The organism is Alkalimonas cellulosilytica (assembly GCF_036325985.1).
GTDB lineage: Bacteria > Pseudomonadota > Gammaproteobacteria > Enterobacterales > Alteromonadaceae > Alkalimonas > Alkalimonas cellulosilytica.
Genome location: NZ_JAUHLI010000001.1, coordinates 319,821 through 335,158, shown reverse-complemented (window position 1 = coordinate 335,158; position 15,338 = coordinate 319,821). Strand labels below are relative to the sequence as shown.

Sequence of the window (15,338 nt, the reverse complement as noted above, 5' to 3'; positions counted from 1 at the left end):
CAGGGGAAAATATTTTTCCTGGCTCCTCTGCTTCAAGTAGCAAGCGCTTTCAACCAATCAGGAAAACTGCATGAAGGCAACCTCGACTCCATCATCGCAGGGGGTGATTGGCTGGTTTATGTCCAGCTACTTCCCACCGATGCTGATCTTGCTAGCGCTGGTGCTTGGCGCTGTATCACTTTGGCTCACTCCCCGGGAAGAAGATCCGCAAATTGTGGTGCCAATGGCCGATGTACTGATCGAGGCTCCTGGCTTGTCTGCCCGGCAGGTGGCCACTCAGGTCACCGAGCCGCTAGAGCGCTTGTTGTCACAGATCGATGGCGTGGAGTATGTGTACTCCCAATCAATGACCGGCCAGGCCTTGGTGATTGTGCGCTTTTATGTCGGTGAAGATCGTGAAGACTCCCTGGTGAAGTTGTACAACAAGCTCTACTCCAATCAGGATCAAATCCCGGCGGTGGTGCACAACTGGTCGGTCAAACCGGTTGAAATTGACGACGTACCTATTTTGGTGGCTGCTTTGTACAGCACCGACCCGACGATTGATCACTTTCAGCTTCGGCGTCTCGCCGAGCAAGCCACCCAGAAACTGAAAGCCATTCGCCACACCAATCAGGTTAGCGTCAGTGGTGGTTTATCCCGTCTGATCCAGATCGAACTGGATAATGAAGCCCTGGCCGCCCACCACACCAGTGTGCAGGATGTCGAACGGGCCATTCGCGTAAGCAATCAGCGCCAGCAGGCCGGCACATTGCAGCGGGATAATCGCAGCATTGCCTTGCAAAGTGGTGACTTCTTGCGCTCTGCCAGCGAAGTCGGTCAAACCGTGGTCAATGTGCTCAATGGCCAGCCGGTTTATTTGCGTGATATCGCCACCATCACCGATGGTCCCGCCGAGCCCAGCCAGTACAGCTTCTTTTACCCGGGTGCCGCCTTTAGTGAAGCCGTGCTGAGCCAGCATCAGGGCCTGCCTGCCGTATTCCTGGCAGTGGGCAAGCAAAAAGGGGCCAATGCAGTCTGGGTCGCCAACGATGTGCTGCAAGCCTTTACCGAGTTGGAACAACACTGGCTACCTGCCGGTGTAAAACTGGAGGTGATCCGCAACTACGGTGAAACCGCTGATGAGAAGGTGATGGATCTGGTATCCAGCCTGGCCATCGCCATTATTACGGTGGTGATTTTTGTTGGCTTGTTCCTGAACTGGCGCGCAGCACTGGTGGTCGCCATCGCCATCCCTATCAGCTATGGCGCTACCCTGGGCATGGATTTGCTGTTTGGCTACACCATTAACCGGGTGACCTTATTCGCCTTGATCCTGGCACTGGGTTTGATTGTCGACGATCCCATTGCCTCCATTGACAACATCGAGCGTTTTTTGCGGGAAAAAGGCCTGCCGCCCAAGCGTTCCATCGTGCTGGCAATGGCCGAAATTCGCAGCGCCCTGTTGATGTCGACGCTGGCCATTGTCATCGTGTTCACGCCAATGTTTTTTATCACTGGCATGATGGGCCCCTACATGGCGCCGATGGCCTTCAACGTGCCAATCAGTGTGATCTTCTCCACCGCTGTGGCTTTTCTTATCACCCCCTGGCTGGCTCGTCGCATCATGGTGGGCGCACGCCAGCAAGGCCACTATCAGCCACAAAGCACCTTGCTCTATCGGGGCTACAAAACCCTGCTAGGTCCGTTGCTGCAGAGCCCAAAGCGCAGCTCACTATTTTTATGGGCCGTTGCCGGGCTTTTTGTGCTGGCTGCGGCTCTGCCTGCCATGCGCTTAGTGCCGCTCAAGCTGCTGCCCAACGACAACAAGAATGAATTTCAGCTGGTGGTGGATCTGCCTTATGGCAGCAGCGTCGAGCGGACCGCAGCTACCTTAGAGCAACTGGCACGTCATCTGCAGCAAGTTCCCGAAATCAGCTCCATATCAAGCTTTGCCGGTCTGGCTTCACCGATGGACTTCAATGGCATGGTGCGGCACTACTTTTTGCGTCATCAACCACACCAGGGCGAGCTTAGGGTGGTGCTGGTCGATAAGAAACAACGCCGCCTGCAATCGCACGAAATTCTGCTGCGGCTGCGCGATGAGTTGGAAGCCATTGCGCACAGCAATAATGCCAAACTCAAACTGGTGCAGGTGCCACCGGGTCCACCGGTGATCAGTACCCTGGTTGCTGAAATATATGGCAGTGACAGCAGCGACTATGCGGCCCTGGAACAGGCGGCTCTGACGGTTGCCGAGCGACTGCGCCGCGAAGACTTTGTCCGCGAAGTCGATACCTCAGTGCCAGAAGAAGCCATGCTCTGGCGCTTTGTCGTCGATCAGGAAAAAGCCGCTTTATCCGGTGTTTCCGTGCAGCAAATCAATCAGACACTGACCGCTGCCGCCTCCGGCCTGGTGATCGATTACTTGCAACTACCGGACGAAGTGAACCCACTGCCAATCGAAATTCGTCTGCCGCGTGGCCAGCGGGATAATCCGCAGCGCTTGCTATCGCTGTATGTACGTGGGGAAGCCGGTTTAAGCCGCACCCGGAAAGCGCAGGGTGTAGCCGACGCCGCCTTGCCGATGGTGCAACTCAGTGAGCTTGGTCACTTTGAACAATTAGCTGTGGATCGACCTATATTTCATAAAAACCTGCGCCCGGTCAGCTTCGTCTATGGCGAAACCGTCGGCCGGGTACCAGCCGATGCGGTGGTGGATGTGATGGTCGATCGGGGGCGTGAGGGCGACAGTTACCGGCCACTGTGGCGCCGTCACTACTTTGGCAATGGAGCCGGTCTTGGCTGGTCGGTACCGGATGATATTCAGGTGGTCTGGAGCGGTGAAGGCGAGTGGAAGATCACCCTGGATGTGTTTCGCGATCTGGGTATTGCCTATGGCGTTGCCTTGCTCGGTGTTTTTGTGGTGATGGTGCTGCAAACCGGCTTAAAAGCCGTATCCGGCATGATGATGCTGGCTATTCCGCTGACGATTATCGGCATCATGCCAGGCTTTTGGCTGCTGAATCTGTTTAGCTCTGACATCGCCGGCTACCCCAACCCCACGCTTTTTACCGCCACAGCCATGATAGGCATGATAGCGCTGGCGGGCATTGTCGTGCGGAACTCACTGATCCTCATCGAGTTTATTCAACAGCGGTTGCGCGAAGGCTGTGAGCTGAAAGAAGCGTTGTTTGAAGCCGGTGCAGTACGCACCCGCCCTATCCTGCTAACAGCCGGAACCACGATGCTGGCCAATATTGTCATCACACTGGATCCAATCTTTAACGGCCTGGCCTGGGCTATCATCTTTGGTATTGGTGCCTCCACCATTTTTACCCTGCTGGTGATCCCGGTGGTCTATCACCAGGTGTACCGCAATCACCCAAGCCATGGCCTGAAAACTGCTGGAGACGATGAATGAAAACGACTTTTTTAACCCCTGGTCGGCGTTTTGCCCTGGCTATCCTGGCAGCTATCCTGTTTTTATCCCTGATATTTCTCTGGCTGGCTGGCGCCTTTGTTAGCAAAGTAGCAGAAGAGATGCGTCCTTTAGTGCAGCAGGCACCATCAGCAGCGCTTTATACCGTGACGTCACAGCCGCTGGCAGAATACCGCCATTTTAGTGGTAACTTGCAAGCCCGTCAGCAAACCGCCTTGTCAGCCCGGATCACCGCCCGGGTGGCAGAGGTGCTGGTAGAGGCAGGCGACAGGGTGCAAGCTGGCGATGTCTTGTTGCGGTTGGATAACGACGACTTAAGCGCACGGGTGCGACAACAGGAACAAGCGCTGGCCTCGGCGCAGGCCAGAGCCAATGAAGCGCGCAGCCAGTACCAGCGCACCATAGCGCTGGTAGAGCAAGGTTTATTGCCGGCAGCCCAGTTGGACGAAGTGCGCAGCAATCGTGATACCGCTGAAGCAGAACTGCAACGCAGCCGGGCGGCTTTATTTGAAGCACAAACCAGTGAGGGCTTTAGCATGATAGTCGCTCCCTATACTGGTATTGTCAGTCAGCGACTGGCCTATGCCGGTGATACCGCCACGCCGGGGGCTTTACTCCTCACCTTGTATGCACCGGATAGCCTGCGTTTTGAAGCCGCAATCAGTGAATCGGTGCTTGGCTTGCTGCAATTTGGCCAGCAGTTGGAAGTCATGCTGGACGCCAGCAAGCAGCCTCTTTCCGCTGTAGTCAGTGAGATTGAACCTGCTGCCGATACAGGCTCCCGCAGCTTTCGGGTGCGGCTGGATATTGATCGCACTGAAGGACTCTATCCCGGTATGTTTGGCCGGCTGGCCGTTCCTGTTGGAGAACGCGATGCGTTGTTAATTCCAGCCGACTTCATTGAGCAGCGTGGACAATTGTATTATGTGCAGGTGTACACCAGTGCGAGTGAAGAGCGGCGGCTTATCCGGCTTGGCGAGCAACATCGACTGCAAGGGCACGTCATGCAGGAAGTAGTAAGCGGTCTTTCTGCTGGGGAGCAATTGATCCGTCCATGAGCAAACACCAGCACAGTGCCAGAGATGCGCAAGCCAACAAAGTAACCCTGGTAGGTGCCCTGTTTGATACCCTGCTTGGCATACTGAAAATCATCACCGGAGTGCTTGGCCACTCTGCCGCCCTGGTCGCCGATGGCGTGCATTCTTTGTCGGATCTGGCGACCGACGTGGTGGTGCTTATCAGCATCCGGTTAGGTGGCCGGGCGCCTGATCAAAACCACCCTTTTGGCCATCGCCGTATTGAAACCCTGGGTACGGTGATCCTTGGCTTAATGCTGCTGGCCGTTGCCATCGGGTTGGTCTGGCAGAATGCTTTCAGCTTATGGCAAGGCCAGAGCAGCACTGTACCGATCTGGCCGGTATTGCTGGTAGCAGGCCTTTCCTTTGGTATCAAAGAAGGACTGTACTGGTATACCATCAAAGCTGCCCGCTCATTGCACTCAGAGCTGCTGAGCGCCAATGCCTGGCACAGCCGCAGTGATGCGCTCTCTTCCATCGTGGTGCTGATAGGGGCTGGCGGTGCCATGCTGGGTGTCTGGTGGCTGGATGCAGTCGCCGCCATGCTGGTGGCCGTATTGATTGGTTGGATCAGCTTGCAGTTGCTAACGGGCAGTCTGGCTGAGCTGATTGATACTGCCGTCTCCATCGAGCAGCAACAAGCCTATCGGGCTCAGATCCTGCAAACTCAAGGCATCCTTGCTATCAATGCCCTTCGTAGCCGCACCAGTGGCGGTAAGGTGCTACTGGAGCTCAAGCTGGAAGTCGCGCCACGACTCAGTGCCTCCGAAGCCCACTGGCTGGGGCAACAGGTCAAACAACAGCTTAAAAAGCAGTTCACTGAAATCGGCGATATCCTGGTGCACATCAACAGCCCGGCCAGCACCTTGCCTGAACAGCTGACAAGTAGCTCTATTCGCCCAGCTCTGCAGCAAGCACTGGAAACTTTGCTGCAGCGCTATCAACTCGAAGCAGCCGAGGCTGAGGTTTTTCTCTACTACCAGCACCCTATCCGGGCCGATATTTTGCTCAGCTCCAAAGCACAAACGCGATTAGCTGACATCAGCACCAAACAACTGCAGCAGCAACTGCAACAAATCTGGCCGCAGAGCAGGCAACTACACATTTATTTTTACCAGGAAAAGTCAGACTAGCCAGCTGTTTTTCCTTTTATTTTCCGGCTGCGCCTACTACCATTATGACAAAATTATGACGGAAGAAGCGCAATGACAACTAACCGCTTAGCTCAAGCTCTAGCCACAGGCATTATTTTGCTCGCAACAACCACTAGCGCCAGTGAATTTGGCATCTACGGCCGGGCACACCTGTCGGTGGATCAACTGGACAATGGCAACGACAGTGGCCTGAATATTTCCAGCAATGCCAGCCGTTTTGGTATTCGCGGATCGCATCAGGTGCAGGACAACCTAAAAGTACTGCTGCAAATTGAAAGCCTGATCCGCCTCGATGAAGGCAGTGGTGATTGGGCCTCGCGCAATAGCTTTTTAGGATTACAGGGCGATTTCGGCTTGGTACGGGCTGGTTTTTTTGATACCCCGCTGAAAAACGTACGCAGCCGCACCGATTTGTTTGGTGACCAGGTAGGTGATGCCCGCAACATCGTGCGCGGTGGCGGAGTCGATTTAGATCGTCGTTTTCGCAACGGTCTGCATTATCAAACTCCTGCGTTTCAGCATTTGACCTTTGATCTGCACTACTCGACCCATGATCGTACCGGCAGCACCAGTGACAATAAAGATGATGCCATTAGTAGCTCGGTCACCTTTGATAACAAAGAGCTAATGCTAATGCTGGCTTACGAGCGGCGTAACCGGCCAGACAACACCGCACTAAGCGGTTTTCGTGCTGGCGCCAGCTATCGCCTGAATGAACAATGGCGGCTGACAGCCTTTTGGCAAAACAGTGAAAACTTTAATGGTGGCAACAGAGATGCTTATGGCATAGGAGCTGCTTATCGTATCAATGACGCTTACAGCGTGAAAGCCCAGCTGTACCATGCTGGCAACGCCGATGCCGACAACAGCAGTGCCACCATGCTGGCGTTAGGTCTAGACCGGCGCTTTGGCCGCCAGCTCACGCTTTATGCAGCAGCGGCCTTCACCAACAACGCCGACAATGCCAACTTTAATGTATCGGCCGGAGGCGGTCATGGTAAGCAGCTGGCCATTGAGCCTGGCCAGGATCCCTATGCACTGTCACTGGGCGTGATTTACAACTTCTCGGCCAACTTCGGCAGCTAAGGCTTTTTTACTGATGCCCCCAGGGTGCTGGGGGCAATTTATCCAGGGGGTTGCTTAAATCAAAGTCCAACCGCCAGGTCCAATTGTCGCCACTAAAAGTACCGTAGGTATAGCGCACACCAGGGATGATTTCTATCCGCCAACCAAGCTCAGAGCCATCGTCAGCAGTACGCTCAGTAAATAAGAACTGTTGTTGCACGGGTGTGCCTCGCCCTATCGACAAACCACCATACATGGTATTGCTTTCATCAGGCTCGCCACTGCTTAACCGGTGATCATGACGCAGTTCCAACTGACCATCCCGCCAACTGTAACGCCAGGTACGGGAGCGATCCCAACTGCCATCGACAGCGCCGATGTGAAATGGCAGTGCCAGTAACTCACTGGAACACTCACGAAAGTGCACGATCAGACGCTCGTTGCCCTCCAGCAAATCCGGCCGGTCATCCCGGGCTATCACCCGCCGGCCTTCGAATGCCTGGCCACAGTGCTGCGCCATATTCAGCCAAAACTGTGCCGCCGCTTCATTGTCGGTTGCAACCGCCGGACTCAATGCTCCAGCCAACAGTGCCATGATACTAAGCATTGCTATTTCCTTATTATCAAGTTTAATTTGCAATCTAGCATAGCCCTTGCCCGGAGAAAACCAACTCGCACCACCGGCAAAAAGCAACTATGCTCTCACTAAGACCCATTTAAGGAGTAAAAGATGCACGATCCTTTTATGCAAGCAGCCATCGACGAAGCCAAAAAGGGGCTGGCTGAAGGCGGTATTCCGATTGGCTCCGTGCTGGTGATCGATGGCAAAATTGTCGCCAGAGGGCATAATCAGCGGGTGCAGCAAGGCAGCGCCATCTTGCATGCCGAAATGCACTGTCTGGAGCAAGCTGGCCGTTTATCGCCTGCCGATTACAAAAAAGCCACCCTCTATTCCACCTTATCCCCCTGTGATATGTGCAGCGGTACAGCCTTGTTGTATGGCATCCCCACCATTGTGGTAGGTGAAAATAAAACCTTCCAGGGACCGGAAGATTATGTCCGCAGTCGGGGGGTAAAACTGACTATTTTACAGAATGCAGAATGCATCCAGCTGATGGAAGACTTTATTGCCAGCTCACCGGAACTGTGGTACGAAGACATAGGAAAGGAGTGAATTAGCTTCTGCTGTTAAAAGGAATCGATCATGCAGTCCGTTGTGATTTCTGCGTTAGTTATCTGGGTTCTTTTTTTTAATCCATTGTTTGCAAAAACAACGGTTCGTGTTGGCGGTTATCAGTTTCCACCATACATAGAGTTGGAGCATGGCTTGGCCAAAGGCTTTACCGTGGAGCTCATCCGGCAGCTAAATCGCATGCAGCAAGACTACCAGTTTGAACTGGTACTTACCACGCCGATCCGCCGCCATCAGGATTACCAGCAAGGCTTGTTTGATACGATTTTCTTTGAGGATCCTTATTGGGGCTGGGTACAACGAGGCATCGAAATAAACCATTCCCCAGCCTTTGCCAAAGACGATGAAGTATTTATTGCCCTTGCCAGCAACGCCAGCTCACAGCAGTGGTTTGAGGATCTGGACAACAAAACCATCGCGGGTATTCTTGGTTTTCATTATCAGATTGCCAACTACGAGACCGATCCAGAGATACTGGCGCAAAAGTATCGCATGACCCTGGTCAGTGATCATCAGGCCAGCATTGAGCTGGTACTGAAGCAGCGCACAGATACCGCCATTGTGACCCGATCTTTTTTGCATCAGTATCTGCTGTCCAATCCAGAACATGCGGGAAACATCATGATTTCCGAACGGATTGATCAAAGTTACCAACACCAGCTGCTGATCAATCCAGAACATGAGCTTGCGATAGAAACACTGTATCAGTGGGTGCTGCAGCTACTGCAACAGGAGCAGCTAAGCCAGGAGCTGCATCGTCACGGCCTGGAACTGCTCCCCAAAGTAGTTGCGCATTAACATACCAAGTTAAAAATCAACCAAAACCTGCGCTGTAACAATAGTCAGAGATTTTAGGTATGCTATGCTGCTGTTACTACAAACCAAACTGATGCATGGAAAGACTATGGGGAGTTTTGCCAAAGTGTATAACTTTATTGAACAAACCTTTTTTTATACCCTCACCCGCAAAATTATCGGCAACATTGGTTTTCTGGCGTTTTTCTTTGCTGCCGCACTCTACTTGGCTTACCCGGCTGATGGCGCAAACACCGGCTGGTGGCTTTTGCTACTGCTCGGTTTTGCTGCTTTTATTTTTACCATTTTTTATTTGCATCACTTAATTGTTCGCCCGGTGCATGCCCTGGTATCAGCCCTTGAGGAAACCAACAGCAAAGGGACTGATTTACAACATCGACTCCCTGCTTTTACGCACGATGAGTTTCGCAACTTGTCCGAACAATACAATCAATTTGTCAGTCAACTGGACCTATTGCTGGCAGACATTCACCAGGAAGCGAAGCGTACTCATGAAACCAATGAGCAAGTGTCAAAAGCCGTCCGGACTACCCGCAGTCATTTGCAGGACACTGAAAAACGCAGTCATCAGATCCGTGGTGAAAGTGATCAGGTGCTGGAGTATTTATCCGATATTGTGCAGCATGGCGATCAAATGCGAGAGGTGGCCACCGTTACGGTCAGCAGCGCTCAGGGTGCTAGCAGTCAGATGCAACAATTGTCTGGCCAGTTAACCAGTATCGTCAACCTGCTGGATACTTTCGGCCAAACCATTAATGGCCTGCATCAGAATGCGGAGAATGTCCGGCAAATTTTAGTGATGGTAGAAAATTTCTCCGATCAAACCAACTTGCTGGCGCTTAATGCCGCTATTGAAGCTGCCCGGGCAGGTGAAGCTGGTCGGGGGTTTGCAGTGGTAGCCGATGAAGTTCGCACGCTGGCAGCCAAGGTCAACGATGCAACCAGGCAAATCTCCGGTTTCTTAAACGATATGGAGCGACTGGTGCAAGAAACACGCAGCGAGTCGGAAAGCCTGAACCAGCAAGCCAAACAGGCGCAGCAACAGACCGATGTAACCAGCAAAGAGTTTGTCGGTTTACAGCAACAATTGGCAGATGCCAAAAGCCGGGTGCAGAGCATTAATGAAACGGTTGGTGCGCTGGAGAAGCGCTATCAGCAAACACATCAGCATTTGTCCGCCATTGAGCATGTGACCAATGACGCCAATACGCAAATGACCTCCATTGATGATGCCGCCAAAGCTTTACTTGAAGGCACCGCCAGAACCCAGCAGCAGTTGGGGAGGTTTTCCCGCTCAGGCCACTAACGCCTGTCGGCATACCATCTGCGTATGCCGACAGTTATCTTTGTGAAAAATCAGCAAAAATGATAAGTCCGGTTGGCTAAAATTTGCTACAATAGCCGGAATTTAGCACAGCTTTAACGGGGGAGTTATGCCAGTCAGCAGCCAACACAAAGTTTATATTCCGAACAGTTCCAGAGATAATCAGTATTTGCTCGCTGAATTCAGCCTGACAGATGCCATTCTGGCTCGTTTTGGTGCGCCTATGGTAGACAGTGCCGAACCTTTTAAAGAGTTTTACCAGCAACTGGGTAAGATCTTCTTTGAACTGGCCGATCAGGCCGGCCTGCGTAATGTGCATTTGATTGCCAATGGCAAAACGCCCGTGGTGCGCTTTCATACCGAAGCCTATACCCTGCAAACGGCTGAGCAGATTCTGTTTTTCTACAACCCAGCCTATCACGAAGCACAAAACAGCTTTTTTAATCCGGCAGAAAAAGCGCGCAAGGTTTCTTTATTGTTTTTAGCCACCGATGCCAATATCCGGGCCAATGCCGCCGAGTTCCATAACAAAGTACGCGGCTTGTTGCAACGCTTTAGCGATGAAATCAACAGTCCAGAACTAAAAATCAAAGTTCGGGATCACCAGCACCTGACGTACGACTTATTTGCCAAACAAAAAGGCGTTAAGGACAGCTATGGTTACAAACTGCGCTCCCTGGATGCACGCTACAAGGCTCGCAACTGTGAACTGCCAGGTGAACACAGCGCCCTGACTTATGTAATTATCAATTTACCGCTAAGCCGCTACGTGAAAGAACAGGTGACTATTGATGCCAAGTCGGATCGCCCTTACACCGAGTTGTACCAGCTGATTCAGGATCAGTTTGTTGAAGCAACCAGCCTGAATAAACTAACGCACAGAGCTGTACTTGCCAACGGCCTGTTGCCACTGGTGCGTAACAGTAAGTTCGACAAAATGAGTACTGGTAAAGAATTGCAGATGATTGGTTTTGATACCAGTGTCAGCGAAGGCCAACTGATTGCTGACTGGGATGACAGCAACTTAGTCGAGTCCGCACAACTGATTATCTTTGCGACCAAAGACGATTACACCGATATGGGCTATGGCCGCTTTATGAATCAGGTCGAAACCGCCCTGCGTCGTTTCGCCAAAGGGGTCAACCTGAATCCGGAGCGTGACGACTTAGTGGTGCGCTTCCATCAGCACATCAGCTATCACCTGTAAGTAGCTGCAAATAACCATAAAGCCACCGCGAGGTGGCTTTATGGTTTCGCTTACACCACTCTTTGTATTAAACCACTTTGGAGTATCGCTGCTGGCCCTGCTGTAAATACACATCAAAAGCACTGCAAATACTGCGCACCCACAGTCGCCCCGCATCCGTCACCTTAATGCGATCAGGGGTTAATTCGACCAGACCATCCTCCAAAAAAGGGCTTAACTGTTGCAGACTGTCAGCAAAGTATTCGGAGAAATCCAGCTGCCACTTCTGTGAAAAAACCGCTGTATCCAGCTCAAAATGACAGATCAGCTGTGCAATTAACTCCGCACGAATGCAATCGTCTTTGGACAAGACAAAACCTTTGGCCAGCGGCAACTGCCTGGCTTCAATCGCCTGATAGTAATCCGGCAATTCTTTTTCGTGTTGCCACAGCACGCCATCCACCTGACTGATGGAAGAAACACCAAGGCCCAGCAGCGCATTCTGACCATGGGTGGTATAACCCTGAAAGTTACGCTGCAACTGCCCTGCCCGCTGCGCCTTTGCCAGACCATCGTCCGGCTTGGCAAAGTGGTCCATGCCAATAAATTGATAGCCTGCCTGGCTAAAAGTGGCGATGCCTTGCTGCAATAAGGCAAGCTTGGTTTCAGCGGCTGGCAAAGCGGCTTCCGGCAACTTACGCTGGGCAGCAAAGCGTGCCGGCAAGTGGGCATAACTAAACAACGACACCCGATCCGGATCCAGCGCTACCACCTGATCCAGTGTCTGCTGGAAAGATGCTGTCTGCTGGTACGGCAAACCATAGACTAAATCCAGATTAATGGAGCTAAAGCCAAGTGCTTTGGCCCTTTGCACCAGCTGGCGAATCAGGTCGGTATCCTGCACCCGGTTGATGGTGATTTGCACCTGCTGATCAAAATCCTGCACGCCAAAACTGACCCGGTTAAAACCCAGCTGGCGTAGGTGCGCCAATTTTTCCAGGCTGCAACTGCGCGGGTCGATTTCAATACTAAGCTCATCCAGCTTTGCACAATCAAAGTACTGCTGAAATTGCTGCATTAATCGACTGAGTTGCTGCTCGGTTAAAAAAGTCGGGGTACCACCGCCTAAATGAATTTTACCAATCGGCCGGTGCGCTACCAAGGGCTGATACAGCGCCATCTCCTGCTCGAGTGCATCCAGATAACGGTCTGCCTTGTGCTGATGACGGGTAATGACCTTATTGCAGCCGCAGTAGTAACAGAGCTGATGGCAAAATGGCAGATGCAGATAGAGGCTAAGCTCACCCGTCGATGCCAGCAAGGTGTCACGCACAGTTTGGCTCTCAAAGGGTGCCTGTAGCGCCAGCGCCGTCGGGTACGAGGTATAACGTGGGCCATGAATGTTGTACTTGGCAATCAGAGCCGGATCCCAGTGAATGCCTGGCATAGTATTTCTCAAAGCAATGAATACGATGCCCAGTTTAACTGAAGCACAGCAGAAGGCCTTGATCTGACGCAACATCCAGCCGCTTAACCAACCCCAAGTTGCCAGCTTGCCATCAAGGCCGCAAGAGCTTGCGCCTGCGGGGAACTGCTTTGCTGCAATGCCGCAAAAACTCCTTGCTGATCGGCCGCTGAGCGCTGTTGCCCCAGCTTTAACTTGCCAGCCAATTGTTCTATCGGCACCCGGATCCCGACAATAGCCTGGGCCAGTTGCTCGCGGTACTGGGCTGGCATCTTCGCCAATGCCGCCGGCTCAGACTCGTACCAGGCCACCTGCTCCTCAAGCACTGCCAGCGTCTCCTCTGGCTCCAGCAACTGGGCCTTGCCCTGCACATGCGCCACTGCGTAATTCCAGGTCGGCACCGCCAGCTTGCTTTGGTACCAGCCCGGTGAAATGTAGGCATGGGGGCCGGTAAAATTAATCAACACCTGCTGGCCATCAAGAGTTGTGGTATGGGGGTTCTGCCGGGCCAGATGACCATAGAGCACCCCCTGCTCACCTTGCTGCCGCTTCAGTAACCAGGGCAGATGGCTGCAAAAAAACGGCTGGCTCACCAAACAACCAAAAGGATGCTGCTCGATAAAGTCATGCAGAGCGTCCGTGCTGGCAAACGCCATGGCTTTGGGGCAATACAGCATGGACTACTCCTTCCGACCGATGGCAAATGCATTGCTAAGCGGCTGAAAACCCACCTTAGGGTAATAGGCCATGGCCGAAGGAGCGCTAAGCAGCAATTGCTGCACTTCAGGCCCGGTGATGCGCTGCACTTCTGCCAGTAGCTGCTGCCCAACCCCTTGCTGTTGCACTTCTTTGGCGACCAACAAATCAGCAATATAAACCACCCAGCTGTAATCGGTTAAACAACGGGCCAGCCCAATCAATTGACCATCTTGCCTGGCAGTAACAATGAGATTGGCATGCTGCAGCATCCGCTGCATTCGCTTTGGTTGTTCAACCGGCCGGGCAATGCCGGAGCTTTGATACAAGGCAATCACTTCGTTAAGACCCTTCTCGCTAACAGCAAGCTGGGTATCGATGGTTAAAGTTAAATTCATGCAGTGTCTCCTCTGTTGGAGACCCCATTTCACTGCTAAACTGGATTGATTGAAATAACCAGTTTTAACAAAAGGAGCAATCCAGTTGACCGGTTCCCGCTTGTGCAGCGATGCCCTCTGTTTATCCGGAGAAGGAGAGCTGCAGCAGCAACTCTATCTGTGCTTACGTCAGCAACTGCTGAGCGGCCGCTGGCCGGCTGGTGCCTTGCTGCCCTCAGAGCGGCAACTTGCCAGCGACCTCGCGCTTAGCCGCACTACAGTGCAGCAAGCGCTGCAGCAACTGGTGGCTGAAGGCTATGTTGAGGCGCAGCATGGTCGGGGTTATCAAATTGTCGATGCCCTGCCGGATCGGTATTTTACCCCGGAACCGGTCCATGCGTTAACCGGCACAGCCCTGCCGGTGCAGCCGTACGGCCTGAAGCCTAAAGGGCTGGATTTTAGCGGCCGCTTGCAACCTGGCCAGGCGGATGTACACCAGTTTCCTTTTCGGGTTTGGCAACAACTGCTGCAACGCCATGGCAACAGGCCAGCGCTGTGTGGCATGGCCGATCCGCTGGGTGATCAGCCGCTGCGACAGGCACTGGCGCAGTATTTACGTCAGTCGCGTCAGCTGGTATGCGATGAAGACACTATCCTGATCACCGCAGGTGCCCAGCAGGCGCTTTTTATAGCAGCCAAGCTGGCAGCTCGCAGCAATGAACAAGTACTGATGGAATCCCCCGGTTACCCCAGATTAAAACAGGCTTTGCAACTGGCAGAACTCAAGATCCATCCTATTCCCGCCAACACAGCCACCGGCCTGGATCCCGCTGGCTTACCGACAGCCGGTACAGCGAGAGCCTTGTTTCTGACACCCTCACACCAATACCCCTGCGGTGGCATCATGCCGCTGGCCAAACGGCTGGAGCTGCTTTCCTGGGCCAAACACCAGCAGTGCTGGTTGGTAGAAGACGATTACGACAGCGAATTTCAGTACCGCCACCGTCCCATCGCCAGTTTGCAAGGGTTGGCTCAGGGTGAAGGCGTACTCTTTGTTGGCTCCTTTAGCAAAACCCTGTTTCCGGCATTACGGCTGGGATATCTGGTGGCTCCCAAGGCTCATATCCGCACCGCCAGTACGCTGCTGCAGGCTCTGCAGGGCGATGTGGCTTTATTACCCCAGGCGGTACTGGCCGATTTTATCAATGAAGGCCATTTTCAGCGCCACTTACGGAAAATGCGCCGCCATTACCACCAGCAAAAACAGCTGGCCAGTACTCTGCTAGCAGCACATTTCCCGGATGCCCGTTTGCTGGCGCAAGATGCCGGCCTGCACCTGACCCTGCTGCTGCCAACCCTTCGCGACGATATCGCCCTGTGCAGCCAGCTGAGCCAGCATGGTTTTAAAGTGCAGCCTTTTAGTCGCTACTGCTTTTTGAACGAAGCCGAACGCGGCCTGGTGATTGGCATTGCCGATGCAGATGAAGCGCAGCTACTTCACCTGTCCCGCTTGCTAAAGAACTACCTAGATCCCTAAAGCGCAGAAAAGCCAGCAACCATTGCTCT

The 15,338-nt window shown here is 53.1% G+C and carries 13 protein-coding genes; 9 read left to right on the top strand and 4 right to left on the bottom strand.

All coding sequences use genetic code 11. From position 1 onward, the window contains the following. The first annotated feature begins 70 nt into the window (after window positions 1-70). The 4 genes from QWY20_RS01575 to QWY20_RS01560 all read left to right on the top strand — a co-directional run bounded on the left by QWY20_RS01575 (window position 71) and on the right by QWY20_RS01560 (window position 6,737). Entirely contained in the window at window positions 71-3,403 is a 3,333-nt protein-coding gene (locus QWY20_RS01575) for an efflux RND transporter permease subunit (RefSeq protein ID WP_330127281.1), read from the top strand. Further along, complete coding sequence (locus QWY20_RS01570; protein ID WP_330127280.1) at window positions 3,400-4,479, top strand: efflux RND transporter periplasmic adaptor subunit; 1,080 nt, start codon at window positions 3,400-3,402, stop codon at window positions 4,477-4,479. Before QWY20_RS01575 ends, QWY20_RS01570 begins: the two co-directional genes overlap by 4 nt. Then, a complete protein-coding gene (locus QWY20_RS01565) occupies window positions 4,476-5,630 on the top strand; it encodes a cation diffusion facilitator family transporter (RefSeq protein ID WP_330127279.1) in 1,155 nt (384 codons plus the stop codon). Before QWY20_RS01570 ends, QWY20_RS01565 begins: the two co-directional genes overlap by 4 nt. A gap of 72 nt (window positions 5,631-5,702) precedes the next feature. After that, complete coding sequence (locus tag QWY20_RS01560; protein ID WP_330127278.1) at window positions 5,703-6,737, top strand: porin; 1,035 nt, start codon at window positions 5,703-5,705, stop codon at window positions 6,735-6,737. A 7-nt stretch (window positions 6,738-6,744) separates the two neighbouring features. Here QWY20_RS01560 and QWY20_RS01555 read toward each other — a convergent pair whose 3' ends face one another. Further along, complete coding sequence (locus QWY20_RS01555; RefSeq protein ID WP_330127277.1) at window positions 6,745-7,323, bottom strand: hypothetical protein; 579 nt, start codon at window positions 7,321-7,323, stop codon at window positions 6,745-6,747. A 123-nt stretch (window positions 7,324-7,446) separates the two neighbouring features. Between QWY20_RS01555 and QWY20_RS01550 the strand changes: the two genes are divergently transcribed. The 4 genes from QWY20_RS01550 (at window position 7,447) to QWY20_RS01535 (ending at window position 11,255) form a co-directional block, all read left to right on the top strand. Further along, entirely contained in the window at window positions 7,447-7,890 is a 444-nt protein-coding gene (locus QWY20_RS01550; RefSeq protein ID WP_330127276.1) for a nucleoside deaminase, read from the top strand. Window positions 7,891-7,920: 30 nt separating this feature from the next. Next, complete coding sequence (locus QWY20_RS01545; RefSeq protein WP_330127275.1) at window positions 7,921-8,706, top strand: transporter substrate-binding domain-containing protein; 786 nt, start codon at window positions 7,921-7,923, stop codon at window positions 8,704-8,706. A gap of 64 nt (window positions 8,707-8,770) precedes the next feature. Beyond that, window positions 8,771-10,030 (top strand): methyl-accepting chemotaxis protein, encoded by a 1,260-nt coding sequence (locus QWY20_RS01540; protein ID WP_330127274.1) that lies wholly within the window; start codon window positions 8,771-8,773, stop codon window positions 10,028-10,030. Window positions 10,031-10,157: 127 nt separating this feature from the next. After that, window positions 10,158-11,255: a DUF3083 family protein gene (locus QWY20_RS01535; protein WP_330127273.1), complete on the top strand. Its 1,098-nt coding sequence runs from the start codon at window positions 10,158-10,160 to the stop codon at window positions 11,253-11,255. A 67-nt stretch (window positions 11,256-11,322) separates the two neighbouring features. On the opposite strand, the gene hemN is transcribed toward QWY20_RS01535, so the two are convergent. The 3 genes from hemN to QWY20_RS01520 form a co-directional block, all read right to left on the bottom strand. Next, the gene (gene hemN, locus QWY20_RS01530; RefSeq protein ID WP_330127272.1) at window positions 11,323-12,681 is read right to left on the bottom strand and encodes an oxygen-independent coproporphyrinogen III oxidase; all 1,359 of its coding nucleotides are present in this window, start codon (window positions 12,679-12,681) and stop codon (window positions 11,323-11,325) included. Between the two features lie 83 nt (window positions 12,682-12,764). Then, window positions 12,765-13,376 (bottom strand): FMN-binding negative transcriptional regulator, encoded by a 612-nt coding sequence (locus tag QWY20_RS01525; RefSeq protein ID WP_330127271.1) that lies wholly within the window; start codon window positions 13,374-13,376, stop codon window positions 12,765-12,767. Between the two features lie 3 nt (window positions 13,377-13,379). Next, window positions 13,380-13,793: a GNAT family N-acetyltransferase gene (locus QWY20_RS01520; RefSeq protein WP_330127270.1), complete on the bottom strand. Its 414-nt coding sequence runs from the start codon at window positions 13,791-13,793 to the stop codon at window positions 13,380-13,382. 85 nt (window positions 13,794-13,878) lie between these two features. Between QWY20_RS01520 and pdxR the strand changes: the two genes are divergently transcribed. Continuing rightward, window positions 13,879-15,309: a MocR-like pyridoxine biosynthesis transcription factor PdxR gene (gene pdxR / locus QWY20_RS01515; protein ID WP_330127269.1), complete on the top strand. Its 1,431-nt coding sequence runs from the start codon at window positions 13,879-13,881 to the stop codon at window positions 15,307-15,309. The last annotated feature ends 29 nt before the right edge of the window (window positions 15,310-15,338 follow it).

Excerpts from the sequence above, each read along its gene's own strand:
- QWY20_RS01575 (WP_330127281.1), top strand. The coding sequence starts at position 71 with ATGAAGGCAACCTCGACTCCATCATCGCAGGGGGTGATTGGCTGGTTT.
- QWY20_RS01570 (WP_330127280.1), top strand. The coding sequence starts at position 3,400 with ATGAAAACGACTTTTTTAACCCCTGGTCGGCGTTTTGCCCTGGCTATC.
- QWY20_RS01565 (WP_330127279.1), top strand. The coding sequence starts at position 4,476 with ATGAGCAAACACCAGCACAGTGCCAGAGATGCGCAAGCCAACAAAGTA.
- QWY20_RS01560 (WP_330127278.1), top strand. The coding sequence starts at position 5,703 with ATGACAACTAACCGCTTAGCTCAAGCTCTAGCCACAGGCATTATTTTG.
- QWY20_RS01555 (WP_330127277.1), bottom strand. The coding sequence starts at position 7,323 with ATGCTTAGTATCATGGCACTGTTGGCTGGAGCATTGAGTCCGGCGGTT.
- QWY20_RS01550 (WP_330127276.1), top strand. The coding sequence starts at position 7,447 with ATGCACGATCCTTTTATGCAAGCAGCCATCGACGAAGCCAAAAAGGGG.
- QWY20_RS01545 (WP_330127275.1), top strand. The coding sequence starts at position 7,921 with ATGCAGTCCGTTGTGATTTCTGCGTTAGTTATCTGGGTTCTTTTTTTT.
- QWY20_RS01540 (WP_330127274.1), top strand. The coding sequence starts at position 8,771 with ATGCTGCTGTTACTACAAACCAAACTGATGCATGGAAAGACTATGGGG.
- QWY20_RS01535 (WP_330127273.1), top strand. The coding sequence starts at position 10,158 with ATGCCAGTCAGCAGCCAACACAAAGTTTATATTCCGAACAGTTCCAGA.
- hemN (WP_330127272.1), bottom strand. The coding sequence starts at position 12,681 with ATGCCAGGCATTCACTGGGATCCGGCTCTGATTGCCAAGTACAACATT.
- QWY20_RS01525 (WP_330127271.1), bottom strand. The coding sequence starts at position 13,376 with ATGCTGTATTGCCCCAAAGCCATGGCGTTTGCCAGCACGGACGCTCTG.
- QWY20_RS01520 (WP_330127270.1), bottom strand. The coding sequence starts at position 13,793 with ATGAATTTAACTTTAACCATCGATACCCAGCTTGCTGTTAGCGAGAAG.